The sequence below is a fragment of the Gimesia chilikensis genome (assembly GCF_007744075.1).
GTDB classification, from domain to species: domain Bacteria; phylum Planctomycetota; class Planctomycetia; order Planctomycetales; family Planctomycetaceae; genus Gimesia; species Gimesia chilikensis_A.
Window position 1 is genome coordinate 1,729,869 of the sequence record NZ_CP036266.1, and the last position, 26,630, is coordinate 1,756,498.

The 26,630-nt window shown below is 53.4% G+C and carries 21 protein-coding genes and 1 tRNA gene; 15 read left to right on the plus strand and 7 right to left on the minus strand.

All coding sequences use genetic code 11. The features are described 5' to 3' along the window. The first annotated feature begins 68 nt into the window (after positions 1-68). Both HG66A1_RS06610 and HG66A1_RS06615 read left to right on the plus strand, forming a co-directional pair. Entirely contained in the window at positions 69-833 is a 765-nt protein-coding gene (locus HG66A1_RS06610) for a class I SAM-dependent methyltransferase (RefSeq protein ID WP_145181402.1), read from the plus strand. Positions 834-1,771: 938 nt separating this feature from the next. Next, the gene (locus tag HG66A1_RS06615; protein ID WP_145181403.1) at positions 1,772-2,275 is read left to right on the plus strand and encodes a Flp family type IVb pilin; all 504 of its coding nucleotides are present in this window, start codon (positions 1,772-1,774) and stop codon (positions 2,273-2,275) included. Between the two features lie 122 nt (positions 2,276-2,397). On the opposite strand, the gene HG66A1_RS06620 is transcribed toward HG66A1_RS06615, so the two are convergent. Next, positions 2,398-3,045 (minus strand): DUF1801 domain-containing protein, encoded by a 648-nt coding sequence (locus tag HG66A1_RS06620; RefSeq protein WP_145181404.1) that lies wholly within the window; start codon positions 3,043-3,045, stop codon positions 2,398-2,400. Positions 3,046-3,273: 228 nt separating this feature from the next. Further along, positions 3,274-3,346: transfer RNA gene (locus HG66A1_RS06625), tRNA-Ala, on the minus strand. A gap of 279 nt (positions 3,347-3,625) precedes the next feature. On the opposite strand from HG66A1_RS06625, the gene HG66A1_RS06630 reads away from it, so the two are divergent. Further along, on the plus strand, positions 3,626-4,204 hold the full coding sequence (locus HG66A1_RS06630; protein ID WP_145181405.1) for a DinB family protein: 579 nt from the start codon (positions 3,626-3,628) through the stop codon (positions 4,202-4,204). Here HG66A1_RS06630 and lexA read toward each other — a convergent pair. The 3 genes from lexA to HG66A1_RS06645 form a co-directional block, all read right to left on the minus strand. Continuing rightward, positions 4,201-4,806 (minus strand): transcriptional repressor LexA, encoded by a 606-nt coding sequence (gene lexA / locus HG66A1_RS06635; RefSeq protein WP_145181406.1) that lies wholly within the window; start codon positions 4,804-4,806, stop codon positions 4,201-4,203. The two genes, HG66A1_RS06630 and lexA, sit on opposite strands and share 4 nt — an antisense overlap. Positions 4,807-5,166: 360 nt before the next feature. Continuing rightward, a complete protein-coding gene (locus HG66A1_RS06640) occupies positions 5,167-8,694 on the minus strand; it encodes an acyl-[ACP]--phospholipid O-acyltransferase (protein WP_145181407.1) in 3,528 nt (1,175 codons plus the stop codon). A gap of 290 nt (positions 8,695-8,984) precedes the next feature. Beyond that, positions 8,985-9,962, minus strand: coding sequence for a vWA domain-containing protein (locus tag HG66A1_RS06645; RefSeq protein ID WP_145181408.1), 978 nt, complete (start codon positions 9,960-9,962; stop codon positions 8,985-8,987). A gap of 418 nt (positions 9,963-10,380) precedes the next feature. Between HG66A1_RS06645 and HG66A1_RS06650 the strand changes: the two genes are divergently transcribed. From HG66A1_RS06650 to HG66A1_RS06680, 7 genes are all read left to right on the plus strand, one after another. Further along, on the plus strand, positions 10,381-10,782 hold the full coding sequence (locus HG66A1_RS06650; protein ID WP_145037791.1) for a thiol-disulfide oxidoreductase DCC family protein: 402 nt from the start codon (positions 10,381-10,383) through the stop codon (positions 10,780-10,782). A 35-nt stretch (positions 10,783-10,817) separates the two neighbouring features. Beyond that, positions 10,818-12,203 (plus strand): sulfatase, encoded by a 1,386-nt coding sequence (locus HG66A1_RS06655; protein WP_145181409.1) that lies wholly within the window; start codon positions 10,818-10,820, stop codon positions 12,201-12,203. 94 nt (positions 12,204-12,297) lie between these two features. After that, positions 12,298-12,579, plus strand: coding sequence for a hypothetical protein (locus HG66A1_RS06660; RefSeq protein ID WP_145181410.1), 282 nt, complete (start codon positions 12,298-12,300; stop codon positions 12,577-12,579). Beyond that, positions 12,557-14,290 carry a PQQ-binding-like beta-propeller repeat protein gene (locus HG66A1_RS06665; RefSeq protein ID WP_145181411.1) on the plus strand — a complete coding sequence of 578 codons (1,734 nt, stop codon included), beginning with the start codon at positions 12,557-12,559 and terminating at the stop codon, positions 14,288-14,290. Before HG66A1_RS06660 ends, HG66A1_RS06665 begins: the two co-directional genes overlap by 23 nt. A 232-nt stretch (positions 14,291-14,522) precedes the next feature. Continuing rightward, the gene (locus tag HG66A1_RS06670; protein WP_145181412.1) at positions 14,523-16,259 is read left to right on the plus strand and encodes a DUF1549 domain-containing protein; all 1,737 of its coding nucleotides are present in this window, start codon (positions 14,523-14,525) and stop codon (positions 16,257-16,259) included. A gap of 50 nt (positions 16,260-16,309) precedes the next feature. Beyond that, entirely contained in the window at positions 16,310-17,584 is a 1,275-nt protein-coding gene (locus HG66A1_RS06675; RefSeq protein WP_145181413.1) for a DUF1501 domain-containing protein, read from the plus strand. Further along, positions 17,581-19,233, plus strand: coding sequence for a hypothetical protein (locus HG66A1_RS06680; RefSeq protein WP_145181414.1), 1,653 nt, complete (start codon positions 17,581-17,583; stop codon positions 19,231-19,233). The genes HG66A1_RS06675 and HG66A1_RS06680 overlap by 4 nt, the downstream gene beginning before the upstream one ends. A 2-nt stretch (positions 19,234-19,235) precedes the next feature. Here HG66A1_RS06680 and HG66A1_RS06685 read toward each other — a convergent pair whose 3' ends face one another. After that, positions 19,236-19,706, minus strand: coding sequence for an SRPBCC family protein (locus HG66A1_RS06685; protein ID WP_145181415.1), 471 nt, complete (start codon positions 19,704-19,706; stop codon positions 19,236-19,238). A gap of 73 nt (positions 19,707-19,779) precedes the next feature. Further along, a complete protein-coding gene (locus tag HG66A1_RS06690; RefSeq protein ID WP_197997009.1) occupies positions 19,780-20,544 on the minus strand; it encodes a hypothetical protein in 765 nt (254 codons plus the stop codon). A 360-nt stretch (positions 20,545-20,904) separates the two neighbouring features. Here HG66A1_RS06690 and HG66A1_RS06695 point away from each other — a divergent pair, with 360 nt between their 5' ends. From HG66A1_RS06695 to HG66A1_RS06715, 5 genes are all read left to right on the plus strand, one after another. Beyond that, the gene (locus tag HG66A1_RS06695) at positions 20,905-21,747 is read left to right on the plus strand and encodes an MlaE family ABC transporter permease (RefSeq protein ID WP_145037813.1); all 843 of its coding nucleotides are present in this window, start codon (positions 20,905-20,907) and stop codon (positions 21,745-21,747) included. Between the two features lie 38 nt (positions 21,748-21,785). Next, positions 21,786-22,601, plus strand: coding sequence for an ABC transporter ATP-binding protein (locus tag HG66A1_RS06700; RefSeq protein WP_145181416.1), 816 nt, complete (start codon positions 21,786-21,788; stop codon positions 22,599-22,601). A gap of 80 nt (positions 22,602-22,681) precedes the next feature. Continuing rightward, positions 22,682-23,830: an MlaD family protein gene (locus HG66A1_RS06705; RefSeq protein ID WP_145181417.1), complete on the plus strand. Its 1,149-nt coding sequence runs from the start codon at positions 22,682-22,684 to the stop codon at positions 23,828-23,830. Positions 23,831-24,110: 280 nt separating this feature from the next. Beyond that, positions 24,111-25,481, plus strand: coding sequence for an alkaline phosphatase PhoX (locus HG66A1_RS06710; RefSeq protein WP_145181418.1), 1,371 nt, complete (start codon positions 24,111-24,113; stop codon positions 25,479-25,481). Between the two features lie 237 nt (positions 25,482-25,718). After that, positions 25,719-26,579, plus strand: a complete 861-nt coding sequence (locus HG66A1_RS06715; protein ID WP_145181419.1) for a GntR family transcriptional regulator — start codon at positions 25,719-25,721, stop codon at positions 26,577-26,579. Positions 26,580-26,630: the final 51 nt, after the last annotated feature.

The following is a 26,630-nucleotide window of genomic DNA, read 5'->3' on the forward strand; positions in this document are numbered from 1 at the left end:
GCATTGAAAATGAGGAGCGGTTGTCGGCCTGCTGTTTCAGATTCAACATCAACCAGGAGACCAATTAAATGACAGAAGCATCTCATCAGCGTTTGACGATTGATCAGTTCACCAGACAGGCGGTACCGTTTACGAAACTTCCGGGCCACTCGACTTCACTGGAACTACTGGCTGAACTGTCTCAATTGAAAGGCACAGATGAGGTACTGGATGTCGCCTGTGGTCCGGGAATTGTCGCCTGTTATTTTGCGGAAAACGCTCAGCGTGTGACTGGTGTGGACCTGACGCCGGAAATGCTGAGACAGGCAAGACGGAGGCAGGAAGAGCAGGGGTTGAAGAATCTGGAGTGGGTAGAAGGGAGCGGTGAGAGGCTTCCGTTTCCAGATCACAGTTTTTCTCTGGTCGTCAGTCGTTATGCATTTCATCATTTTGAGCGACCTGAGACTGTATTAGCCGAGATGTGTCGGGTTTGCCAGCCGGGGGGAATCGTATTGGTGGCGGATGTCTGTCTGCCAGCAGAACAGGTGGCAGCTTACGATGCACTGGAAAAACTGCGTGACCCCTCGCACGTGCATGTATTGAGTCGGGACGAAATATGTACGCTGTTTGAGGGGCAAAAACTTCAGCAGATTCAATTCGGCGAATACAAGGTAGAGTTGACCGTCGAAGAACAGCTGGCGGCTTCGTTTCCCGTTCCAGGTGGAGCAGTGGAATTCCGCAGACTGCTGGAAAATGACGTGACTGAAAACAGGTTTGGCGTCTCCGCACATCAGAAGGCTGGGGCACTGTGCTATGCCGTGCCGATCGTGGCGGCTGCAGGGAGAAAGCCTTAGCTGTTGCATAGAGAACTGTCTAAACCAGCCAGAGAGCCCTTGGAAGATGACTTCTGAGGGCTCTTTTTTTGCGCCGACACCTTTCTTGTCTCTGCTGTCCGGAATCAGCAGGTTGCTGCAGACACTTTCCCGTTGAGGAGAGTGCTAAGTCCGGGTCTGTCGCATGATCAAATCGTATTCAGCGGACTGATCCGCATAATCGATACGACAGGAATTCTTATCAAAAGTGTTAAAACCGTTGTAAAGCAATCTGAACAAAATCGGAATATGCCTGGGACGATCGTGCGCGGTGATCGCAAAAGGTGGGGTTGTGCTGATTTTATAAGTTATTCTGGTTAAATGGCTTATGCTGCTTGTGTCGGTTTTGTCTTTTGTCGGGTTCGTAGTAATGGCACACATCTTGCGAATTGTATCAATCAATCCGAATGATCCGACTTTACAGAATGGTTCGGATATAGCGGTTATGAGAATTACAAATGAAATGGCTTCAGCGGTCCTGAAGGGGGCAGCGAAGTCGAGTGCATAAAGAGAGTGTGCGGCGACCTGAGAGACCGTTGCGCAAATCGGTGACCTGAGAGACCACCGATGACTGATTGACTGAAGCGGAGAGAACTTCTGGTGAGTTTGCCCTGATTTTTTACGGTGAGTGAGGTAATGAGTTCCGCCTCGTTCGCCAGAAAAGGAAAGCCTGAGAAACTTTCCTCTCCCGCTTTAGCCAATCGGCGTTTTGCTTACATGAATCAATGCCAGTTACAGGGAAGTGTCCCTGAGGAAATAAGAAGCCGGGTTGTGGCCATGAATGGCTGACCCGCTTGAAGCCTGTGAATGATCAGTGAGAACTGTGACAGCCAGGCGAGATGATTGTCAGAAGATATCAAACCATTACTCATCACTCACTGCGATCGAAACGCGGAACATCAAAATAAAAGGAGCTTCAAATGAGTCGTTGTATTAAACAGTTCTGGAATGATGAAGGCGGTTTCGTGCTGTCTGCCGAACTGGTCATAATTCTGACCGTGGCAGTACTGGCGATGATCGTCGGTCTTACCTATGTGCAGTCAGCAGTCATTACCGAATTTAATGACATTGGAAATGCACTGTCTTCATTGAATCAGACTTATGCTTATTCCGGATTTCAGTCGTGGAGCTATTTCGGTAAGTACAAAGCTTTTTATGCCGGGTCTGCTTACGGCACTTCTCCTCGCGGTGCAGCGATGCTGGGTTATAATGGCGCAGCCTGCAACTATGGAAATCAGACTTACGGAGGCAGCTATTCCCAGGATATTCCACTGCAGCAGGAAACTGTCGAACAGCCTTGTGAAATCTGCAGGCCCGATGAAGTGATTGAAGAGCCTGCCGTCGATTGTCCACACTGTCAGCCTGGAGAACCGATGCTGGCTCCGGAACCAGAGCCGAAAGTCGTTGCTCCACCCAAGAATTAACTTAGAGGTGTGCAACACTGATCAAGATCAATTGGAACGTGTGAATGTCAGCCAGCAGAAGTCATTTTCTGCTGGCTGTTTTATTATGCAGCCTGGAAACTCCATCATCAGGCAGATTAATTTCAGCGCAGGGATTTATGTGATCCATCACAGCGTGGGAGTTTCCGCGAGAGTCCGCAGGTGCAGTCATGCAGTCCTTTTCCCTCGAGGATCTGTGGTGTCAGTTTTTCAATCCGAGAGACGCGTGTCTGGGATTGTTTGGGTGCAGAAAAGTGGATGAGGTAGGCTCGTTGTCTGCCGGGCGTGAGGGCCGCGAATGCTTTTTTCAAGGCCGGGTTGTTTTTGAATTGATCCTGCAGTTCGTGAGGAAGCTCCAGTTCCGCTTCCTGTTGCAGATCTAACTTGCGGCCTGCTTTTTCCAGCTCGATGGCTTCCAGGATGTAGCGTTGCACAATCGGTTCGAGATCATTGATTTCCTGCAGCGTTGTGAACCGGATCAGCCGCGCAGCCCGCGAGTTCTTGCCGGGTCTGGCGAGAACCTGATCAGGATCTTTCAACAGGGCACCCTTGAAGAAACTGAGTGAGCAGAAATCTTTGAAGCATCCCAGGATGACGACGTTTTTGTTCTGAAATGTGTAACAGGGGCTGCGCCATTTCAGTTCTTCAGTCAGCGGTGACTTGAGCAGGATTTTTCTGAGCTCTGTGGCTTCCGTTTGCCAGTGCTGTAACTCAGCTAGATAGTCGTCGACTGCGGGGTTCCTGATGGGCATGGAGAAACGCTTTGAAAAAGGTGTAAGGTCGTGTCAGCAGAAGAGAAGCTTGTGACTTCTCCGGAGATTGAGAAGTTCTGCAGCTGCATTGTAACTCTTAGGGTGAGAGAGGCGATACCGGATTTTTGATGAGTTGAGGCGGGCAGGGCATTGTGAGGGGACATAAAAAAAACCTTGCCCGTAATGGACAAGGTTTTTAGATGTTGGCTACGCGAAGTAGCATCTGAGTGGAGGATACCGGGCTCGAACCGGTGACCTTTTGGCTGCCAGCCAAACGCTCTCCCAACTGAGCTAATCCCCCGAATTGCGGTAAGTTCTACCTGCGAGATAGGATAAGGATAGAAAATAGTTTCGGCAATTCAAGTGCTGGGAAACAATCTAAATGAAAAAAACGCCTAAAAAGCTGGTAGAAGTTTTTGCAGATCCCCTTTGATGAATGTGTGTTAGGAAAAAAACAGCCCCGAAACAGGTTTTCCGAACCTGTGGGCGGTGTTTCGGCTCCACTCAAGTAATGACAGGGATGGTATCGGCGGGGTTCAGGTGGTTCTCTGCCTCTATTTAATTTCAGGGGGAGTATTTCATGGCTGTGGGACTGATTTCACGTTTGCACGCACATCGCCGCTGGGTTAATCAGAGGTTGCTGGAATCTGCTCAACGACTGTCTGAGGAACAGAGACGTCAGGAATTTTCCATCGGCCAGGGCTCGATCTGGAAAACACTGATGCATTTGTATGCAGCCGAATATGTCTGGCTGGAAGCACTACTGGGAGATGTGGCGCCTGTGTTACCGGGTGACCTGCCGGGAGCGTTGCCTGGAAATCAACAGGGAGAAGGGGGGATTCAGTCGCTAGAGGAGCTTAGAGAAAAATGGGGGGAACTGGAGCAGCGCTGGATTGCGTATCTGCAGGGGTTGAGTGAAGCCGATCTGGATCAATTCGTTCGTAAACAGAGTACAAGCTCCGGTAAGGGGCAAGTGCATCAGACCAGACGGGCGGATGTGCTGATGCATGTCTGTCTGCATGCGCAATACACGACCGCGCAGCTGATCAACATGCTGCGACAGGCAGGCGCGGAAAGTCTGCCCGACAGCATGCTGATCACGTTAGCACGCCAGGAAATGGCTCAGGAAAACGAGGCATTCCCGGGGGAAGTCGATTAAACGAACTTCCGGATGACCCCTTTGACAACACCCAGAATCTGGACATTGTTGGAATAGATGGGGGCCATGCTTGAGTTGGCAGGTTCGAGCCGCACGCGATCTGCTTCCTGATAGAAGCGTTTCAGCGTTGCTTCCTCCTGATCAACGAGGGCAACCACGATTTCACCCTGCTGGCAGGTGTCCTGTTTTTTGACGATCACGTAGTCGCCATCCTGAATCTGGGCTTCGATCATGGAAGTCCCTTTGACTTTGAGGCAGAAGTTATCGCCCGATTCAAACAGGGAGCTGAAATCGACTTGTGAATCGCCCATGGTTGAGCCAATCGGGGCTCCCGCCTGCAGCGATCCTGCGAGGTGGATGTTGGCCGGCTTCTGGGCATTGTCACAGAGTTGGATCGAACGTGAGATATGCGACTTACGTTTGATCAGCCCTTTGCGTTCGAGTGCCTTGAGGTGTCCCATGACGCCGTTGGGAGAGCGAATATCGAATGCATCGCCGATCTCACGGACTGTTGGACCATAACCACGGTTAATAATCTTATCTTTTAGAAACTGGTAAATAGCCTGTTGGCGTTCTGTCAGCTTGACTTTCTGGTCAATCATGCCTGCTTTTCCTCACATCTTTGATTACGTAACGGGTGACTTTAAGGGGAATTTCTCCACAAGCTGGCCCGCTCTATACACTAATGGACTCTTATGACCCTTATTCCTAACAGGATAATTTACATATAAAGGAAAAAAAGAGTCAAATTTCAGAGATCAGTGTCAATTGATGTGTGATGGTAAGGCTTTACAAAGAAAAGGCTTACAAGAGAGATGTTTGCAGGAAGTCGTTTCAGGTAGACAGTCGGGAAATGATTATTAAAAAAAGTGAAAGTTGCTTCTCGCTGTTCACCGGCTGATTTCCGGTCGCACGTTATAAGCGTGCGAATTCGGGATCTCAGCGGTGATTTTGCAAAAGACTTAGCTCGCGACTTCGACAGGAAAGGCCTCGCAGGCGAGCAGTTTGATGCGTGCCAGATCGAGTTTCCCGGTTCCCAGGAGCGGAATAGCGTCGACTTCCAGGAAACTGTCGCTGGAGGGCAGCCAGAGATTGGGAATGCCTGACTGTGCCAGCTCTTTGAGGATTTCATCGACCGATTTGTTCAAATGTTTATGCAGGACGATGAGCCGTTCCCCTTTGCGTGCATCGGGAACTGCGGTGACTGCGACTTCGACCTCGGCTTCTTCCGCATCAGGATCGCTGACGATGCCGGTGATGATTTCTTCGATTCTGAGATGTGGCACCATCTCTCCCCCAATTTTGGAGAAGCGGGTCTGCCGACCGGTGATGGCGATGAAACCATCTTCATCGATCGTGGCGATGTCCCCCGTGTTATACCAGCCATCAATGATGACCTCTGCGGTTTTCTCGGGATTGTTGAGATACCCTTTCATGACGTTGGGCCCCTTGATGAAGAGAAGTCCCTCTTCACCATCCGGAAGATCTTCCATGGTTTCCGGGTTGACCGTTTTGGCCATGACGCAGGGGATGGGGCGACCAACGGTTCCCGGTTTGGCAGAGACTTCATCCGGATCCAACTGGCGGCTGGGGGGGACATTCACTGCTGCGACGGGGGAGAGTTCGGTGGTACCGTAGCCTTCAGTGGGGAAGATACCGAATTTTTCTTCGAATTCCCGGGCGAGACTCTGGGGCAGTTTTTCGGCACCCGTGATGACGACATCCATCGAGGCAAACTGCTCTTTGGTGCAGCGTTTGAGGTAGTGCCTGAGGAAGGTCGGTGTGGTGGCGAAGAGGGTTGCCTTGTATTTTTCGATCATTTTGCCGACGGTGCGGGCATCGGTCGGATTGAAGTGATAACAGGAACGCATTTTTCGGACGAAAGGCATCCAGAGCGAAATCGTGTAGCCGAACGAATGGAAGAAGGGGAGGATTCCCAGGATGCAATCCTTTTGCGAGAGCTGAAGCAGATCGTCAGCAGAGTTGATATTCGAGATAATGTTGTGGTGGGAGAGCATCACCCCTTTGGGAAGCCCGGTCGAACCGGAAGTGAAAATTACGGTGCTGAGATCATCCGATTTGACGCGATGCAGTCCGGTGATACGTTCGATGATCCAGGCGGGGACGACGAATGCCTGGAACATGCTGACGAGTTTATCCCAGAGTGTGACCTTGGTTTTGAGGTCATCCAGGAGGACCACGTTGGCGTCCATTTCGATGGGACGTTTTTCCAGGAACTTCTGGCTGGTGAGCACGGTTTTGATACCGGCTTCCTGAATACAGTAATTAATGTCGCTGTCTGAGAGAGTGTAATTGAGATTGATGGGTACCCGACCTGAGATCGCGAGACTGGCGTTGACGGCACAACCGCCGACTGAGGGCGGCAGCAGGACGCCGACCATCTTTTCATCTGGTTTAAGGACAAACTTGTTGAGCAGTCGCCGCAGGACGAGTGCGCCGGTGAGCAGCATGCCTCCAGTGCGTTCGTCACCCATGGAGTCTGAGACTTTGAGCTGGAATCGCTGGCTTTTACATTTTCTCAAAAACAGTCGTGGTGGAATCATTTGGTACGTCTTTCGAAAATTGGCGGCATCAACTCCCAGGTTCTGTACGACTCGCTGGACGTGCTTTTCGTTTTCCGGATGGAGAACGGGTTTTCCAAATCGAATTGAAACCGGGTAGGGCCACCGCCTGGGTTTTTTCCAGAAAAACTTTCCGCCATGAAAACTGAAGATGCTTCCCCACAACTCATCGATATAGACAGGGATGACGGGAGCACCAGTGCCTTTAATGATTTTCATCAGGCCGGATTGAAACGGTTGCAGATATCCCGAACGGGTTAACTTTCCTTCCGCGAAGATACAGACTAATTCGCCATTTTCAATGGCATTTCTCGCGGATTTGATTGATTTCATAAGTGCTTTGGGGCCGTCTTCCACGTTGATGGGGATCGTGTTATACAGCCGGGAGAGCCAGGCGACCCAGGGCGCTTCGACGTAGGTGGAGTAAGCGATCATTCTGACGGGACGTGTGGAGGTCAGAATCAGAAAGATGCCATCCAGCCAGGAGACGTGGTTGGCAACCAGCAGGGCGCCCCCTTTCTTGGGGAGATTCTTAAGACCCTTTACCCGCAGCTTGTAAATCGTGCAGCTGACGAGCCAGACCATAAAGCGGATGGTGGCGTTGGGTAGCAGTTTGAAGATGTAAATCCCGACTGGTATTGTGAGCAGGCCCAGGACCATGAAAATCTGACTGGCCGACAGTTCGAGGTGCTTCTGCATGACCCAGAAGGCAAACGAAGCGACGAGAATGAAGGCGAATGCAAGGAAGTTCGCGGCTGCCAGGACACTGCCACGCGTTTCTACGTCACTGCGGTGCTGGAGGAATGTTTCCAGCGGAATGTCGAACAGTCCCGAACTGACGCCGAGCAGGAAGAGCCAGAGCAGCGACAGGGAGTAGTGCAGGCTGGTGGCGTTTTCGGCTCCCGGTCCCACGCTGTTACCAGTGAAGAACAGCATCAGAGAGGTCAAAACGATGCCCGCAGCACCCAGGGGGACGATGCCCAGCTCGATGCGTCCGGAAGACCAGATCCCGGCGAGGATACTTCCCAAAGCGACACCAAATACGAGGATGCCCAGCAGGGGACCGATGTCTTTCTGTGTCAGCTGCAGTTCATTGATGCCGTAGGTATCGACGTTCATTTGTGCCAGTGAAGCCAGCATCCAGAAGAAGGCGACCCCCAGTGCGGTGCGGAGTAGAGGCGTACTGCTGCGGAGTAACTGCATCTGGTGCCAGGTTTCTTTGGCTGGATTGTAGGGGAATTCGCGTGTAGGAGCTGCCGCGGGCAGCTTGCGGATCTTCAGGCTGACCAGAGTTCCCAGGGCAGCGACACCAATCAGTGCGAAGGCGGCGATCTGAATATCGGAGAAGGTACCGGGATTTTCCAGACTGGGTTGCGTGATGTAGTACAGATAATTACCGGCGATAAAGCCGAGGGCAGAAGAGACGACGGTAATCAGTCCCATCAGACCGTTGCCGCGGGAGAGTCGGTTATCGCGGAGCATTTCAGGGATACTGCCGAACTTGGCCGGACCGAACAGCGCGCTCTGGCAGCCCATCAGTGCCACGATCGAAAAGAGCAGATAAATATTCCCAATCTGAATCGCCCAGATCCCGAGAATCATGATGAGGATTTCGGCTACCTTACAGGCGATGATCACCGTCCGTTTACTGAAGCGGTCGGCGAGATAACCGGCGACGCTGGCCAGCAGCAGGTAAGGGAGCGTGAAACAGGCCAGTCCCAGGGAGAGGGCTTCCGCATCTCCGATGGCCGGTTTTCCGATGGGGATAATGAACCAGCGGAACATGTTGTCGTTCATGGCTCCCAGAAACTGGGTGGCCAGTAACGCCAGGAAGGAAGGGGAATTTAATGTTCCTTTGCGTCCACCATGAGCGCGAGCACTGTTTTCTGCCGTGACAGTTGAATTCATTCTTGTTTGAGATCCAGGTTGTGGTACGCCGCTGTCAATTAATTCGTATGCATCAGACAGAGCCTGATGGTTCAGCTTGAGAAAGCTTACTGTAAGTAATGCAGCTTAATTACTGACATCAAACAATGGCGGAGAAAGGTTGAAAAACCCACGCAGAAAAATGCGCGAATTCAAGCAAAAGGGAATAATATTCCAAAAGGCATTATTCTGTAAAGACTTAGTGAACGGAGAGCGTTCAACGGGTTGGAAAGGGGCAATTCACTGTATACATGTTGCCCGGTTGAGGCGACTCAGGGAATGAAGGTATAAGCGCCTGAGTTGTTTTCAGCGAGTTCGCGTAACAGTTTCTCGCCTTCCCGATTACCGAAGCAGATTCCGTTGACGGTCACGCGTTTGTTCAAGCCAGCGTTGTCGACCACCGTGTTGAAGGTCTTGACGTCAGCGATGTTGAACTGGCCATCGGTGAGGAAGTAGATCGTGTCCGGCTGGAGTCTGAGGGCGAGCAGCAGGGCTTCGAGTGGTTCTGTTCTGCCGACACCCGGCACGCGTGCGATCCAGTTAAGATAGCGAGACTTGGCCTGCTTCGTAGCGGGCTGAAGCCGGTTGGCAGGCATGGGGATAGCTACATCGCTGAAGAAGATGACAAAGAATTCCTGCTGTTCGTCCATGGAGAGTATTGCCCGGGCAAGTTCCAGCTTCACACGTCCCAAGCGGGTTTTGCCCTCACTTTCATGGGGAAAGTTCATGCTTTTGGATGAGTCGACCACATAGACGATCTTCTTGCTCTTGGGATTGATGCCGAAGAAATTGCCGTTTCCCGTTCCATTCCCCGAACCGGATGTGGCTCCGCCGATGGCATCTGAGGTCAAGAGTGCACCGACGATGTCGGCGGCATGCTTCGTTGTAGGTGATTCTTCGAACTGCGTGCTTTGCGGCAGAGGACCATTATATCGGGAAGAGAGGGACTCCCGGTCGGGAGCGGCAGTCCTATCCGCCATCTGGGGGAGCGGTGAATTGACGGCCGCACTGGATGATTCTTCCTGTTTGTATGTGACCGGTGTGAGATCGATGACAGTGGGGTCCACTTCCTCCCGGGTAGGCGACCAGCGGGTCTCGATCGCAGTCTGGGGAGTCGAATTCAGCGAATCCACCTCTTCAGCCACCAGCAGCGAGAGCCCTCCGATGAGAATCAGGTGCGCCAGTGTGGAGACACCGAGGCCCTGATTCCAGCGTGATTGGGTACCAGATTGTGGCTGGCTCTGGTGCATGAAGGTCCCGAAACCTCAATTCTCTTGGTGTGGGGCTGGAAATTGTCGAAAAGCGTCAGCTGACTGCTGTTATTTTAGCGTAGGAACAGAGCGGACAACAGGAGGAATCTGAGAATGCCCCCTCTGGGATATTATCGAGCCTGTGACGCTGCGGGATTTAGCGACTTTCACTCAAAGAGGTAAAAAACGGCTGGAGATAAATGTCTGCAGCGTATAAGATTAAGTTGATCCGGGGGAGACAGGCAGCAGGGGCGTTGGAGGCAGGTGCAGGTCGGATGTTTCCTGGATTTCATCAGTAGACGAAGCCCGGTTCTGAGGGATCGACAAATTCTGGGTTCAGCCCGCGCAGCGCTGGAAATCTATAGTGCGACTGTGTTTCAGGCCGAGCAGGGCAGAATGTGAGCAGTGGAAGGCGGAGATGGAGAAGCCGGTTCTGTTTTTTGATGGTGTCTGCGGTCTGTGTAACCGGAGCGTGGATTTTGCAATGTCACGCGATCCGGAAGGGCGGCTGCTCTATTCACCTCTGCAGGGAGAAACAGCGACCGAACTGTTGAGTGAACAGGATCGTGAAAATATAGATACTGTGATTTTTCTCCCGGCTGACCGCAGTCGGGTTTATCGACGATCTGCGGCTGCGGTGCGTGTGTTATGGTTACTGGGGTTTCCCTGGAATGTCTGCGGATGGTTATTGTGGCTGATCCCTTTGCCACTAAGAAACGTGGGGTATCGCCTGGTTGCGAAAGCACGGTATCGTTTTTTCGGCAAACATGAAACCTGCCGGATGCCGACACCCGAAGAGCGAAGTCGATTTTTACCTTGAAACAAATCATTACTGAGATTGGTGAAACGAAAGCAATGCGAATCAAGCTGTCTGCTGTGCTGTTGGTTGTTCTGTTGATCCTGGGAACGGGTGCCGTCGAGTCACAGGCACAGGCCCCCGCGACGGGTAAGCCAAACTTCATTGTATTCATCGCCGATGATATGGCGTGGGACGATTGTGGTACCTACGGTCATGAGAAAATCCAGACGCCTCATCTGGATCAACTGGCGGCAGACGGTATGAAGTTTACGGAAGCATTACTGACGTGCAGCTCCTGCAGCCCCAGTCGTTCGAGCATCATCACCGGGCGTTATCCGCACAGCACCGGCGCACATCAACTGCATCTGCCATTGCCTGCCAGCCAGGTGACGTTTGTAGAAAAACTGAAAGACTCTGGCTATTACACGGCGGCTGCCGGGAAGTGGCATCTGGGCACGCCGACCGAAAGCAAGTTTGATCATGTGACGACCAAACTCAACCAGTGGGTCAACACACTTAAGCAGCGTCCCAAAGACAAACCGTTCTGCATGTGGTTTGCGACGACCGATCCTCATCGCCCTTATGAACGCAACATTATTCCCCGGCCGCATCTGAATGAAGATGTGATTGTGCCCCCTTATCTGCCTGACACACCTGAGGTCCGCAGTGACCTGGCTTTGTACTACGATGAAATCACGCGGCTGGATAGCGTGATGGGGCGAGTGCGTCAGGAACTGAAAGAGCAGGGAGTCGCCGATAATACGATGATTGTATTTCTCAGTGACAACGGAAGACCTTTTCCACGCTGTAAGACGACGGTTTATGACAGCGGAGTGAAAACTCCTTGGATTGTCGCCTGGCCGGCAAAGGTGAAAGCGGGTACGGTCTGCAAGTCACTGATCAGCTCGGTCGATCTGGCTCCGACACTGTTGGAACTGGCGGGGCTGGAAGTCGGTGAAACATTCCAGGGGAAGAGCTTCAAACCATTACTCGAGAATCCCAACGCGACGATTCGCACGCATATTTTTGCCGAACATAACTGGCACGATTTTGAAGATTTCGGGCGTGCCGTTCGCTCACGCCGCTATAAGTATATTCGGAACTTCTATCCCGATATTCCTGGTACGCCTCCCGCTGACGCGGTGCGGAGTCCGACCTACACGGTGATGCGCGAACTGCGCGATCAGAACAAGCTGACTGAAGATCAGCGCAACTGTTTCGTGGTCCCCCGACCGGAAGTCGAACTATACGATCTGGAGAAGGACCCGCATGAACTGAATAACCTGGCCGGAAAGCCGGAGTATCAAAAGGTGGAGCAGGAACTGCGGGCCGAGCTCGATCAATGGCAGGAAGCGACTTACGATCGTCTGCCACGCAATCGACGGCCGGATGAGTTTCACCGGGAAACCGGCGAACAACTGCCGGCGTTCCGCAAAAAATAAAGTGCGTTCGATCTCAAATATTTCTGAAACAGAATGCGATGATGCGGGGTAATACCACACACAGAGTCCCCTGTTCCCATACTGGAATCGCCCGATGAAGGCAGCAGTCAGCAGTTCGTCAGTCACTTCCGATGATGAGTTGTCCCGTCCCTCACTGCGTCAGCGGGTCGGGGCGGCGCTGATGTGTCTGATGGCATTCCTGCTGCTCTATTTTCTGATGTCCGGTCCGCTGGTCTGGCTGGAAGGGAAGATGAAATTCAGCCCCTTCTCGCGCACTGTTAAAATCTTGTATGCACCGCTGGCCCGGGTCGTGAAATCAGACTGGGAGCCTGCTTCAACTGTGGTGAAATCTTATGTCGGATTATTCAAAAAATGAGGACTCAGCAGAGCCGGAAAACGCTTCTGCTGAGAACAAGCCTGCTGACACTGAGACCGCGGTACCGGCCGAAACAACCCAACGCCCCGTGCGTCGTTTGCGCTGGAAGTGGGGGCTGGCGGTTCTGGTGATCGGCATTGTCGCGATGGTCATCCAGTGGTTTCGCCTGGCTCCGGATCGTACCTACCAGGTCTTCTCGGTCTACGAGGGAATTCGGAATCTGGTTGTCGGGCTGTTGATCTGGTGGCTGTTCGTTTCTGGCGTTGCCTGGAAGACGCGTTTCAAAGGTCTGCTCGGCGCGGTACTGGCATTCGTGCTCTTTTTTACCGTGGTTCGCGTGGAAAGTTTTGAAGGGGACATGGTACCCCGGTTTCAGTTCCGGTTTATGCCGACTGCAGAACAGCGGGCCGTTGAGTATTTCGAACAGGCTGACAACAGCGCCGACGAGAAGTCAGAGTCTGCTGAAACATTAGTTGCCCTCGAGGCAGACTGGCCCGGTTACCGGAACGCCTTGCGGGATGGGATTGCCCGTGATCAGCAGATCCGTACGGACTGGGAGTCTGAGCCACCGAAGTTACTCTGGAAGCATCCGGTGGGGGCTGGCTGGGGATCATTTTGTGTGGTTGAGGATCGTGTTTTCACGCAGGAGCAGCGCGGTGAGGACGAGCTGGTCGTCTGTTATGACGTATCTACCGGCAAGCAGATCTGGACCCAGAGTGAACCGGTTCGATTCTCTGAAACACTGGGAGGCGTCGGACCTCGGGCGACACCGGTGTTTGAAGAGGGGCGATTGTATACGATGGGAGGGACAGGCATCCTGAATTGTCTGGATGCAGCGACAGGCAAGCCTGTCTGGTCGCACGACCTGCTAAAAGAAGGGGATCTGAAAAACCTGACCTGGGGTATGGCCGGATCACCTTTGATTCACGATGATCTGGTGATCGTAAACCAGGGGGTGAGTCCTGCTGCAGCTGACAAAAAAAATCAGGCTATCATCGCCTTTGATAAATTGAGCGGCGAGAAAGTCTGGTCGAGCGGAACTCACAAGCCGAGTTACAGTTCTCCTCAGTATGCGATTTTGAACGGGACGCCTCAGGTTTTGATTTTCAATGCCAAGGGACTGGAGGGGTTCTCACTCGAAGATGGTCAATCGCTCTGGTTCTTTGAATGGGCCAATCATGCGGGCTGCAATGCCGCCCAGCCGATTCCTCTCGACGATGATTCGGTCTTCCTGGGAGCCGGCTACGGACTGGGATCGGCCCGAATTGAAATCGCTCCCGGCAAGTCCAGTGAGAAGACCGCGCAGGTTAAAGAAGAATGGAAGAGCCTCAGCCTGAAGCTCAAATTCAATTCCGCTGTTAAGCAGGAGGGCTATGTCTATGGTCTGGATGAAGGTGTATTAACCTGCCTGGATCTGGACACTGGGAAGCGTCAGTGGAAGCGGGGCCGCTATGGTTACGGGCAGTTGCTGCTCGTGGATGGGTACCTGATCATCCTGGCCGAAGATGGACGTGTCGAACTGGTGGAGGCCAATCCGGAGAAGTATGTCCAGCGGGGAAAATTCCAGGCGATTGAAGGACAGACCTGGAACAATCCTGCACTGGCGCGGGGGCGACTGTTTGTTCGAAACAGTGAAGAGGCGGCATGTTATGATCTTTCACCGCTGACAAAGCAGGGGGCAGCGGTCACTGCTGAGGCCTCTAATCGTTAAACTGCGTAAAATCCTGAGCTTGAGAGTCCTTTCTCCCTCTTGCCCGGACAGCGGTAAGATGTGCGGTTTGTACTTGACGGACTGAAGCCCTGCCTGCACAATAGACGATAAATAAACACCCACCTATGTGTTTAAGCTTCCTTACAACGTGCGGTTCTGAAGTTCCGTGCGTCCCGCCTCAGACAGAGACCCTGTCTGAAACAATTTGAAGAGGACGGAAGAAAGGAGACCCATGTTTCGACCAAACATGCGCGTTTACGTTTCGCTTCTGATCGTTTTCTCATGCTCAACCCTGGCTCCACACCCGGTATGTGCTAATTCGTCAACCAAAGCTGATGAGCCGCTTGTCGCCAGCAAACCGACATTACCCGTTGCGCGCCGAATCTCGTCTCTGATTGATGAACAGATTCAGAACGGCACCAAAGATTATGCGAAGCTCGCTTCCCCCGTCTGCAGTGATGCGGAATTTGTGCGCCGGGTCTATCTCGATCTGACAGGACGCATTCCCACGGTTACACAGACGCGTGCGTTTCTGGATGACAGCCAGCCGGACAAGCGGGCCGCCCTGGTAGATCAACTACTGGAAACACCTGAGTACGCGCGGCACATTTCGCAGCGACTGGATGTGATGCTGATGGAACGGCTGCGGAAGAAGTACATCAACGTGACCTTGTGGGAGGAGTACCTGCGGGATGCGGTCGCGGAGAACAAGCCCCTGGATCAACTGGTGCGGGAAATTCTGGCAGCCGATGGTTCCGGGAAGGGACAACAGGCGGAGGCACGGTTTTACCTGGCCCGCGATGGTGATGTGAATGAACTCACGCGCGACATCAGCCGTATTTTTCTCGGAGCTAATCTGACGTGTGCCCAGTGCCACGATCACCCGGATGTCGCCGAATGGAAACAGGATCATTATTACGGCATCTCAGCCTTCCTGGTCCGCAGTTTTGTTTTCACCGATAAAAAGAAAAAGCAGACCGTGTTTGCCGAGAAGGCAGAAGGTGAAGTCAAATTCGAGTCGGTCTTCGAAGTCCGCGATAAAACCTCCAAAGGTCCCGAGACGACGTTACCGGTTGTGTTTAATGGTCCTAAAGTTGCCGAGCCCGCTTTCAAAAAAGGGGAAGAGTATAATGTCAAACCGGCCAAAGATGTGCGGCCGATTCCCAAGTACAGCCGACGGGCTCAACTGGGGGATGCGTTGACCTCATCGCAGAATCGTCGTTTTGCTCGAACGATGGCCAATCGTCTGTGGGCAATGGTGATGGGGCGGGGGATCGTCCATCCGCTGGACGCCGATCATTCCGATAATCCGCCTTCGCATCCGGAGTTGCTGGAACTGTTGACGGATGAGTTCACTGCCAGCGGATATGATCTGAAGTGGTATCTGCGGGAACTGGTACTGAGCAAAACCTATCAGCGTTCAAGTAGCAATGAGCTGTTTGCGAGTAAGTCCGATCAGGAATTGTCAGACGCGCAGTTTGCCCATGCGATTTTGAAGCCGCTGACGCCGGAACAGTTTTCGCGGTCTGTGCTGGAAGCGACGGGACAGGCCGAAGTCTATCGGCAGAGCCTGAAGGATAAACTTTCGGAAGCAGCCTTGCGGAAGAATCTGGTTGGATACGAACGCCAGTTTGTGTCGCTGTTTGGTGGCCTGCCCGGTGAACCGGTGGAAGGTTTTGAAACAACGGCCGATCAGATTCTGTATCTGTCCAACAACGGATCGATTCAGGGTATCCTTTCGCCACGCAGTGGAAATACGGCAGATCGAGTTCTGAAGATCCCCGCGGATCAGCCGGAACAGATGGCCGAGGAACTGTATTTGAGTGTCCTGAATCGTCGTCCCGATGCGACTGAGACTCAGGAAGTCGCCGAACTGCTGGCTGGAAAAACCGGCACGGCGCGGAATGACATGGTGATCGATCTCGTCTGGGCATTGATGATGTCTTCAGAATTCCGGTTCAATCACTAACAGAGAAACAACGTTCGAACAAGAACATCAAAAGCAGGGGAGGAGAGACCATGCGATGTAATTATGCCTGTGGATCTCACGATTCGCTCAGCCGGCGATCCTTTTTAGGAGGCACGGCCGCCGGTGCCTTGAGCATGCTGGGTTTTCAGGGAATGACTCAGGCGACTGCAGCCAGACAGCTGGCTGCGCAACAGAAGCAGGTTGTCGTATTCTGGCTCTCGGGAGGCGTAAGCCAGTTGGAGACCTGGGATCCCAAACCAGGGGCCGAAACCGGCGGTCCATTCCTGTCGATTCCGACATCGGCACCGGGCGTGCATATCAGTGAGTTGCTGCCTTATACGGCGCAGCAGATGCATCATCTGGCCCTGGTGCGGGGGATCAATACTAAAGAGAACGACCACGGCAAAGGGGCCTACATCATGCAGACCGGGCGGAAGGAACAGCCTGGTTTCGCGTTTCCCTATCTGGGCTCAACCTTCTCGCACCACCTGGCACCGCCGAACAGTCCACTGCCGGGCTACATCTCGGTAGGAGCCGGAGGCTCATCGGCCGAATCGACCTTCCTGGGGCCGCGACATGCGCCCCTGGTACTTTCCGGCGGACGGGCTCCCAATAACCTGGGACGTCACGACGCATTGAGTGAAGAGCGTGACCTGCTGCGTCGTAAATTGCGGAGTCAGGTCAGTCAGCGTTTCGAACAGAAACGGAAGACCGCTCACACGGAAGTCTATAACGAGTCGTTCGATCAGGCGGCAGCGCTGATGTCACGCAGTGATATTTTTGATTTCAGCAAGTTCTCCGACAAAGACCTGGAGCGTTATGGCAAGCATGACTTTGGTCGTCACTGCCTGATGGCACGCCAGTTGGTCGAAAAAGGTGTGACGTTTGTGAAAGTCGGGCATACCAACTACGACACGCACTCGGAAAACTTCAATTTCCATATTGAGCAGCTGGGCGAATTTGATCGACCCTTTGCCACATTTATTTCAGACCTCTACGACCGGGGCCTGCTGGAGCACACGCTGATTATCTGCATGTGCGAGTTCGGCAGAACACCGCGAATCAACTCACGGATTGGCCGCGATCACTGGGGAACGGCCTGGTCGATTGCTCTGGGCGGTGCAGGCATTAAAGGGGGCGCGGTTTCCGGTAAGACAAATGAAACGGGAACCAAAGTCATCGACCGCGAAGTCAACGGCGGTCACCTGTTCCATACGTATTACCAGGCTGTGGGACTGGATTCGACGGAAGAGTTCTACCCCAACGGTCAACCGATTGCCAAGGCGGATCCCAAAACAGAACCGATCAAGGAGATTCTGGCGTGAGTGCCCGCAACGCGAAACGAATCTGGAACAGTTGCCTGCTGCTGGCGATGACCTCAGTGCCGCTGACGGTGGATGCCGCCGACAAGCAGCCGGAAAAGCCCGTTGCAGACACAGCGCCAATCATGGCTGTCAAACCGATTCCAGAGCAGGGACCGACCCCATTACCTGAGGCGCTGAAGTTCGCCAGACTCGATGCCCGTAAGTCCGCGGCGCAGACCGCAGCGCAGTTTCAGGTGGTTGAAGCGGTCTCAGATAAATATGGGGTCGTTGATCGAGAGATAAAGCAACTGCAGGAGCAGATCAAAACAACGGCAGCCCAGATCAAGGTGGATCAGGCAGCATTGACGCAGGTGAAACAGGCGGAAGCGAAGCAGCAACAGCTGAAAAACGCTGATCCCCTGGTCGCTCCTAAGCCGCTCGCCGACAGCACAGCGCTGGTTCAGCAGATTGCAGCCCGGGAAGCGCAGATCAAAACCTGGGATGCGTCTATGAAAGAAAAACAGAAGCAACTGGGGGAGCTCAAGAAAGAAGTTGCGGAAGCCAAGAAGCAGCACAGTCTGCTCCAGGCGAAAGAAAAAGAATTCCAGGAGATTGTGAAACTGTATGAGGGCAAGCAGCCGGCTGCTGATCCGAGTCTGTTTCGCGAGATGGCTGCTTACCAGAATTCACGCCCCCTTTATTCGTGCAAGATTGATGCGAGTGGAAACTACATTTTGGCAGGGGCACAGGGATCGGCCTTTCATCGCTGGGATCTGGTCAGTGCAGAAAATACGGAGCTGCTCGGTCATAACAGCTGGGTTAGACGGTTTGACGTGGATCGTTCCAGTCCCCTGCTGATTACGGGTGCCTACGAAGGCAAAGTTGCCTGGTGGAACCTGGAATCCAAGTCACCCAAGCCTCAGCACCTGGTGGATGCTCACAAGGGATTTGTCCGGGGCGTTTCCGTCAGTCCGGACGGAAAGCTGGTGGCGACGGCGGGCAATGATCGCCTGGTGAAGATCTGGTCGGTCGACACAGCGAAGCTGATCCGCACGCTGGAAGGCCACGAACATCAGGTTTACAACGTCAAATTTCATCCGAGTGGACGTTACCTGATTTCTGGAGACCTGCGCGGGAATGTGAAACAGTGGGATGTGGAAAGTGGCCAGTTGGTCCGGGACTTCGACGGAAGTGCGATCTACAAATACGACACTACTTTTCATGGTCATATCGGTGGCGTACGCGGGATGGATATCAGCCACGATGGAAAGTATTTTGCCATCAGCGGGATCGGCGAAGTTTCCAATGCGTTCGCAGGCATCGGTGTGCCCACCGTGATTCTGTTTGACTGGGAGACCGGCAAGCGGTTAGCGGTGATGACTCCCAGTGATAACTTCAAAGGAACCTGCTGGGGCGTGCGGTTTCATCCGGAGAACGATTTCATCGCCGCGGCCGGGGGGAATTCTTCCGGGATGATCTGGTTCTGGAAACTGGGAGAAGATAAGCCATTCGTTTCTCAGAAGGTCAAGAGTGTGCCTTACGATCTGGACTTTCATCCGGATGGTCTGCGGATGTGCGTGGCCTGTTACGACAAGACGGCACGGCTGTATAACATGGGGCCGAAAACCCCCGAGGAACTGGCCAGCGAGCAGAAGAAAAAGAAGAAGTAGCCCTACGCTTCCGGTGGAGGAGAGCGACGGACGGCTGCCTGTTCTGACAGCTGCTTCAGTAATTTCATCTGGTTTTTCAGGATCCGATTGGTCAGACCTTTGAAGAGTACACCGATGATGCGATAGAACAGCGACGCGAAGACGAGCTCGCAGGTGTAATCCAGATCGGTTTTGCGTCCCCGATCAGTCAGTTCATAGGTGACGTCGACGCGAAAGGCATTGCTCTGTAGCTGCACGCCGATCAGTTCGGGAGGATCGTATTCGGTGACGATGCCCGCATACTGCTGTGAGTGTCCGCCTTCCCGGATGGTTTGCACAAAGATCGTGCCCACGGGATCGTCATCGTTTTTACCTTCGGGATACTCGGTCGACTCGAGCCCTTCCATCCAGAGTTTCATCTTTTCATCGTCATTCAGAAAGTCGAAGACGATTTCGATGGGAGCGAGGATTTCCTCATGGTAGGTGATCTCCAAAGAAACTCACTCCTTAAAAAACGCAGGACTGAAGACAGCCCTGCGTAAGGTGATACCTGGTTGTAAGACGCGTTTATTCCTTCTTCTCGTGTTTTTTCGCAGCCTCTTTCTTCTCTGCGGGCTTTTTCTCGTCTGCTTTCTTTTCAGCCGGTTTCTTGTCTTCTTTTTTCGCGGCTTTCTTTTCTGCAGGCTTCGCTTCTTTTTTGGGTTCTGGTTTCTTGGGTTCCGGTTTTTTCTCAGCAGGTTTGGGAACTTCCGGCTTTTCGGCGGCTACTGGTTTTGGTGGTTCAGGAATGCCGATGACTTCCAGACCGGTGATCTGCTCCTGCAGCGCCAGTCCGGCGGGGCGGGTGACTTTGGTCTGCCAGACGTAGAGGCGTTTCAGTTTTTTCAGCGGACTGAGCTGAGAGATTCCAGCATCGGTGACGGCGGTGCCATACAGGTTCAGGTATTCGAGATTCGGAAGTGCCTGCAGGTGTTTCAGCCCGGCGTCGTCGACCTTGGTCTTTTCCAGGTGGAGGTGCGTCAGGTCTTTGAGGTTCTTCAGGTGTGCGAGACCGGCAGAGGTGACTTCGGTGCCCCGCAGGTTCAGGGAAGAGACTTTGGTGAGTCCTGCCAGCGTTTTGAGCGTGTCGTCGGTGACTTTCTGATCTGACAGGTGAAAGGCAACTTCGAGGCGGTCATCGTTTTGAGCCAGTTCCAGTACCGAGCCGCCAGCGGCACGCACTTTGGATTTTGCCTGCTCGACGGCAGGGTCTTTTTTCTGGTCTGCGGCGGAGAGGGCCGGAATCTGGGTGAGGGAAAGAGCAGTCAGCAGCGCGACAGAAAAAAATCTCATCTTACCTATCCTTACTTTTGTGGTTGGTCTTCGGATTGGGTGTCACAGGTGAAAACACGTTCTGCAGATTCGCGTTTCCGCTGGAAATCCAGGGCGGGGAACGTGCATTAAATCAATACGTGCATTGAAGATAGATAACAGTTTATCACTTCAGTTGATTTTGATCTATCTTATCAGGAAACGGTCGGTTTCGAAAAGACTCAACTTCCAAAATGTCAATTTCCGGCTGGAAAATCAGTTTGCAGTGGATTTCCAGCTGGTGGGGTAGAAATGGTCTCGATCCAAATCGGAAAATTGATTAACCTTCCGCCCTCAGTTTTGCTGCCTCTTGTCAACTAAAGTCTGAATTGGAAACAGTTAATGTCATCGGCTTCACCTTCGGTCCCGCGAGACACCATTATTCATGGCCTGGGACGCGGAGTGATCAATCTTGTCTGTCTGCTGGGCGACCTGTTCCTGTTTGCCTGGGAAATGCTGGGCTGGATCATCACCCGGCTGCCTCCCCGGAGTAATCTCTGGTCGTGCATGTATCACATCGGGATTCAGAGTATCCCCGTGATTCTGATTACGGGCGGCTTTATCGGCATGGTGCTCGCGGTGCAGTCTTACGATCAGTTCAAGCTGATGCATCTGGAGAACCAGATTGGCGCCGTGATTGCGATTTCGCTGGTTGAAGAACTCGGCCCCGTGCTGGCAGCCATCATGCTGGCCGGTCGTGTTGGAACTTCCATGTCTGCGGAACTGGGAACGATGCGGGTCACAGAACAGATCGACGCCTTACGTGCACTCGGGGCGGATCCGATTCACTATCTGGTAGTGCCCCGGTTCCTGGCCTGCTGCCTGCTGATTCCGCTGCTGACTATCATCGCAGATGCGATCGGCATTCTGGGGGGCTGGTTTTTCAGTACCCAGATCCTGGGAGTCGATTCTTTTTACTACTGGTATTATTCGAAGAATTTTGTGTTCGCCTATGATGTCATGGGCGGAATTTTCAAGAGCTTCTTTTTTGGTGCTGCTATTTCTTTGATCTCCTGTCACCGGGGCTTCCATTGCGGGGCTGGTGCGGAAGGGGTTGGTAAAGCGGCAACCGAAGCGTTTGTGTATTCCTTTATTGTGATCATGATTCTCGACTTCCTGCTGGGGGTTTCGATTGTCAACTTCTACCACTTCATGCAGACCGTGTATCCGGGTGTGCTCAGGTAGCCTGAAACGCGTGAACGGGAATCAGAGTACGTTTAGTTATGAATGAACGGAAATCAGATCCGGATTATGTTGTCGAACTGCGGAACGTCTCGCGGCGTTTCGGGGTGCATGACGTGTTGCGCGATATTACGTTCGGTGTCCGACGCGGTGAGACACTGGTCGTGATCGGCGAGAGTGGTTGCGGTAAAAGCGTGACCATGAAAATGATCATGAGCCTGCTGGAGCCCACGACCGGTGACGTGCTCTGGCACGGGCGTTCGATCAAAGATCGCAGCACGCGAGAACTGCACCGCGACCGACTGCGGATCGGCTACCTGTTTCAGGGCGCGGCTTTGTTCGACAGTCTTTCGGTCTATGAGAATGTCGCCTTTGGACTGAAGCAGAATACCAAGCTGAAGAAAGCGGAAATCGACCAGATTGTCGTCGAGCGGCTGCGGGAAGTCGGCCTGTCGGAAACCATCTGTCAGAAGAAGCCGGCCCAGTTATCCGGTGGGATGAAAAAGCGGGTCGGGCTGGCGCGGGCGCTGGCCATGACTCCGGAAGTCATGCTGTATGATGAGCCCACAACCGGACTGGATCCGGTCATGACTGACGTGATTAACGAGTTGATTCTGCAAACACGGGCCCGGCGGCCAGTGACGAGTATTGTGGTCACGCACGATATGAGTACGGTCAGGAAGGTCGCGGATCGGATCATCATGCTGTATCCACTGTCTCGACTGCAGCCCGATGAACCGCAGATCGTATTCGAAGGGACCGCGGAGGAAGCCTTTCAGTCATCCAATCCCCGCGTGCATCAGTTCGTCCACGGCGAAGCCGGGGATCGACTGCGGGAGATGGCAGAAGCGGGTTAACAAAGCTCAGCAGAACGTACAAAACAGGTTTTCATGAGTTACGAGTATGATCTCAAGGATGAGATCGGATTGAGGTTAAAATGACGGATCGCCAGATACAATTTCGAGTAGGACTGTTCGTGATTTCTGCACTGCTGACCGGTGCGGGGATGATCTTTCAGTTCGGTCAGTTGGAGAACCTCTGGAAGAAGAAATACACCATCGCGATGCGGTTCGAGTCAATTTCCGGCGTGCATCGCGGAACGCCCGTCGTGCGGCACGGCATCCGCATTGGTGAAGTCGATAAGATCATTACCAGCGACAGCAAGCCGGGTGTGGTGCTGCTGGTCAAGATCGATGAAACACAGCACCTGCGAAAAGATGCCAGCCCGCAGATCGTGACGAGCATCATGGGGGATTCGAAGATCGTGATCTCCCCCGGTGTCGATAAGAAGTTCCTGGAACCAGGCGAGCGGCTGATTGGCCAGTCTTCGACGGACCCGATGGAAGTTGTCTATCGCATGGAACAGCAGGTGAGCAAGACGTTGTCTGCCTTCACCGAAACCAGCCAGGAGTGGGGCAAGCTGGCAGGGAACATGAACCGACTGCTGGAAACCAAAGAGGGCAATATTGATGTCGTGGTCGAACGGGCGGCGACATCGCTGGAGGAATTCTCACAGGCGATGCGGCAGATGAACGCGATGATGAAGAATGTGAATATGCTCGTCGCCGATCCCCAGCAGCAGGAGAATCTGAAACGTTCGCTGGCTGCGATGCCGGCGATGATCGAGAGTACTCAGCGGACTATCTCGTCCGTCGAAGTCGCAGTCCAGAAAGCAGGACAGAACCTGGATAACCTGTCGCGGGTCACCGATCCGCTGGCCAAGCACAGCCAGTCGATGGTGGTTAAGCTTGACCGGAGCCTGTCACGTCTGGATGCCATGATGGCCGAGCTGAATTCATTTACGCGGGCCTTGAACCAGGGAGACGGATCGCTCAAGAAATTCATCTCCGATCCGGACCTGTATCGGAATATGAACCGGTCGGCCAGTTCGCTGACGGTGCTGTTGAACAACCTGGAACCGATCGCGCGGGACATCCGCATCTTCAGCGACCGGATTGCCCGCCACCCGGAAATTCTGGGAGTGAGCGGGGCGATGAAGGGGAGTTCGGGCATCAAGGAATCCGGCGAACAACCCTCGCGGGTCCGGCAGTCGGGGTATTCGTTCCCTGCTACGAAGCAGCCCTGATTCTGCTGAATTCCCGAAAGTGGCTGGCCAGTCATAGCGACTTTCCGGTGGTCTCGCCTCAGCGTTTTGAGCGTGCTTTAGACCGGGAATGTGAGCTTAACTGATCAAAGTGGCAGCGATGACAGCTCATGAGAAGTTATGATTTAGATAACTTAATGTGTTGTTCATCAAAACTTAATAATTCGCGTTAAAATCTGATGAATTCATCCGGTGGTCGAAGTGGATCGACATTTTCAGCCGGATATTCATCGATGTCCCGTGAATTATTTTCGAGGCAAAATTGTCGCAATCCTGCTCACGCCGCCGCTTCTTACAGGCAGCTATTACCGCTCCCGCAGCGGGAACTGTCTTCTCCCGTTTTCTCTCAACTGCCTCCGCCAAGGGGATCGTTAAGGATCACTCCGATCTCAAGCCGGTGGCGGATGAGACTACCGGTCTGCCCCTGTTACGGTTACAGGACGGATTTCGATATCGTTCATTTGGCTGGACCGGCGACGTCATGTCGGATGGTGTGGTCACTCCGGAAGGTCATGACGGGATGGGCGTGATTGCCCAGAACGGAGATATCGTCACCATCTGCCGGAATCACGAAATTAAAGGGTCGCGCACCTTTGGTCCTCCCGAGCTGACCTTCGACCCCAAAGCCGGTGGTGGCTGTGCGAATCTGCAGTTTAACGTCAAGACCGGTGAATGGCTGAAGAGCTGGACGAGCCTGGCGGGAACCGTCCAGAACTGTGCCGGCGGTCCGACACCGTGGGGCAGCTGGCTGTCATGTGAAGAGACCGTGATCGGTCCTCACGAAAGTTTCCGTGACGTGCAGTACGAACACGAGAAACATCACGGCTGGGTATTTGAAGTTCCCGCGGAAGGAACAGCGTCGTTGGAGCCTTTGCAGGCCCTGGGGCGGTTTGTGCATGAAGCACTGGCCATCGATCCCAAAAACGGAATCATCTATGAGACCGAAGACCGCGATACAGCGGGCTTCTATCGTTTCCTGCCCAACGAAAGGGAAGTCCTCTCCAAAGGGGGGACGCTGCAGATGCTGAAAATCAAGGGGCAGGATGATCTCCGCACCGGGGCACAGCGAGGCGTCCGCTATCAGGCTGAGTGGGTTGACATTGCAGATCCGATCCGCCGCAACACACCGGGCAAAAATGACGGTCTCGGCGTCTACTCTCAGGGCAAAGCCCAGGGGGCGACAACTTTCGGTCGTCTGGAAGGTTGCTGGTACGGCGACGGACTGGTCTACTTCAACTGCACGGACGGAGGCGAAGCCAAACTGGGACAGATCTGGGCCTTCTCTCCCGAAGAGCAGACATTGAGCCTCGTGTTCCAGTCGCCTTCGCATGACATTCTGGACAGTCCCGACAACCTGACTGTCAGTCCGCGTGGCGGTCTGGTGCTGTGTGAAGATGCCGACCTGAAACCGTTGCGGCTGCACACACTGAGCCGGAAAGGGCTGCTGCAGACCCTGGCGATCAATAATATTCATCTGCACAAGGGTGAGCATCCCCGACTGATCGGCGATTTTACCGGCGGCGAATGGGCGGGAGCCACTTTCAGTCCCGACGGCGAATGGCTGTTCGTGAATATTCAGGATCCGGGGGTAACCTTCGCGATCACCGGCCCCTGGCATGAACTGGGAGTCTGATACACGCAGGCAGCTGTTAGTCCCCAAATTTGTCTATCCCCTTGTACCGGTCGTGGCACAAGGGGATTTTTTTATGCTTACCAGCGGCATTTCGGGAATTGTCTCTCGGGTGACTTTGTTCTCTCTGCAGAGAGCAGTACACTGAAGTTGCAGCCAAATCGGACAGAAAGATAGTCTAATGCGGCTCAAGCTCCGAAAACGAAATCAGACCTGGAAACTGAACGCCCGTCCCAAGCAATGTCACTGAAAAATTACATCAAGAATGATCTCGAAGTTCGCTTGCGCAGCGGTCAGGAACTGCCGGCTCCGCTGACGCTGGAAGCGCTGTCGGATCATTACCAGGTCAGCTTTTCTCCGGTACGGCTGGCACTCGCGGAACTGGTTGACGCGGGGCTGTTGCAGAAGGGAGCCAACCGTCGTCTGGAGATCAACGAGGGAAAGATCAAACCGTTGAAAAAGGGACAGTCTGCTGCGCTGCCCAAACCCCCGACGGATATGTTCGAACTGATCACGAATGATTTCGTGAAACTGAGTCTGCAGGGCGAGCCGGTTGATATCCGGGAAGAAGCGACTGCGAAACAGTACAAGATCAGCCGATCCTCACTGCGGATTATCCTGAACCGCCTGGCGGGAGCCGGGATTCTGGATCATATTCCCCGCAGGGGCTGGCGGCTGAGACCGTTTCGTCAGGAAGACATGCAGGCGTTTCTGGAAGTGCGCGAACTGCTGGAGCTCAAGGCGCTCGAACTGGCGAAACCACGACTGATCAAAGAGGAACTGCAGCAGATCCTGGACGGAAATGTGATTCCGGAATCAAAAGATGCTGAAGCGTTGATCGATAATAGTCTGCACGCCTACATCATTGAGAAAGCGGGCAATCATTACATCCAGGACTTTTTTCAGCGGCAGGGGAAGTACTATGACATCCTGTTTGACTGGGAAGACCAGGACCGGGAGACGGCCATCGAAACGGTGCGGCAGCATCAGGCCATTCTGCAGGCACTGATTGCAGAGGACTGGAAGACCGCCCGCAAAGCGTTGTCGTATCACATCAAAGATAATCATCCGATTCTGAGTAAGATTGTGAAGCAGTCTTAATTCTGAACTCTTTTTGAGCGTTCGGCGGCGTCTCCGGTTGTATTGCCTGAG

Coding starts and splice junctions, on each gene's coding strand:
- HG66A1_RS06615 (WP_145181403.1), top strand. CDS start 1,772: ATGAGTCGTTGTATTAAACAGTTCTGGAATGATGAAGGCGGTTTCGTG.
- HG66A1_RS06715 (WP_145181419.1), top strand. CDS start 25,719: ATGTCACTGAAAAATTACATCAAGAATGATCTCGAAGTTCGCTTGCGC.
- HG66A1_RS06665 (WP_145181411.1), top strand. CDS start 12,557: ATGTCGGATTATTCAAAAAATGAGGACTCAGCAGAGCCGGAAAACGCT.
- HG66A1_RS06690 (WP_197997009.1), bottom strand. CDS start 20,544: ATGAGATTTTTTTCTGTCGCGCTGCTGACTGCTCTTTCCCTCACCCAG.
- HG66A1_RS06630 (WP_145181405.1), top strand. CDS start 3,626: ATGGCTGTGGGACTGATTTCACGTTTGCACGCACATCGCCGCTGGGTT.
- HG66A1_RS06675 (WP_145181413.1), top strand. CDS start 16,310: ATGCGATGTAATTATGCCTGTGGATCTCACGATTCGCTCAGCCGGCGA.
- HG66A1_RS06650 (WP_145037791.1), top strand. CDS start 10,381: ATGGAGAAGCCGGTTCTGTTTTTTGATGGTGTCTGCGGTCTGTGTAAC.
- HG66A1_RS06640 (WP_145181407.1), bottom strand. CDS start 8,694: ATGAATTCAACTGTCACGGCAGAAAACAGTGCTCGCGCTCATGGTGGA.
- HG66A1_RS06660 (WP_145181410.1), top strand. CDS start 12,298: ATGAAGGCAGCAGTCAGCAGTTCGTCAGTCACTTCCGATGATGAGTTG.
- HG66A1_RS06620 (WP_145181404.1), bottom strand. CDS start 3,045: ATGCCCATCAGGAACCCCGCAGTCGACGACTATCTAGCTGAGTTACAG.
- HG66A1_RS06705 (WP_145181417.1), top strand. CDS start 22,682: ATGACGGATCGCCAGATACAATTTCGAGTAGGACTGTTCGTGATTTCT.
- HG66A1_RS06645 (WP_145181408.1), bottom strand. CDS start 9,962: ATGCACCAGAGCCAGCCACAATCTGGTACCCAATCACGCTGGAATCAG.
- HG66A1_RS06655 (WP_145181409.1), top strand. CDS start 10,818: ATGCGAATCAAGCTGTCTGCTGTGCTGTTGGTTGTTCTGTTGATCCTG.
- HG66A1_RS06610 (WP_145181402.1), top strand. CDS start 69: ATGACAGAAGCATCTCATCAGCGTTTGACGATTGATCAGTTCACCAGA.
- HG66A1_RS06695 (WP_145037813.1), top strand. CDS start 20,905: ATGTCATCGGCTTCACCTTCGGTCCCGCGAGACACCATTATTCATGGC.
- HG66A1_RS06670 (WP_145181412.1), top strand. CDS start 14,523: ATGTTTCGACCAAACATGCGCGTTTACGTTTCGCTTCTGATCGTTTTC.
- HG66A1_RS06700 (WP_145181416.1), top strand. CDS start 21,786: ATGAATGAACGGAAATCAGATCCGGATTATGTTGTCGAACTGCGGAAC.
- lexA (WP_145181406.1), bottom strand. CDS start 4,806: ATGATTGACCAGAAAGTCAAGCTGACAGAACGCCAACAGGCTATTTAC.